General features: G+C 52.6%; 1 pseudogene. It reads left to right on the top strand.

Annotated features, from left to right (window positions below):
• Positions 1-60: 60 nt before the first annotated feature.
• A pseudogene (locus KVT34_RS31240) lies at positions 61-195 on the top strand (crossover junction endodeoxyribonuclease RuvC); the annotation flags it as partial.
• Positions 196-234: the final 39 nt, after the last annotated feature.

The following is a 234-nucleotide window of genomic DNA, read 5'->3' as shown; positions in this document are numbered from 1 at the left end:
ATGGAAATCGATACATATGTTCGCTTCTTGGGGCATACAGGGGATGGGAGAGAACTTCTTTTGCGTATTCTGGGAATCGACCCGGGCATTGCGATCGTCGGATTCGGGTTTATCGACAAGACCGGCAGCAAACTAACGCCCGTTCAGTACGGCTGTATACAAACCGTGGCCCACACCGATCCGGGTCTTCGGCTGTAGCAGGTTTATGATGCGGCCTGCCAGCTCATAGACAAA

The organism is Paenibacillus sp. GbtcB18, from assembly GCF_019091125.1.
In the GTDB taxonomy this organism is placed as follows: domain Bacteria; phylum Bacillota; class Bacilli; order Paenibacillales; family NBRC-103111; genus Paenibacillus_F; species Paenibacillus_F chitinolyticus.
Note: the sequence above shows the minus strand (reverse complement) of the source record. Positions and strands in the feature narration are given on the sequence as shown.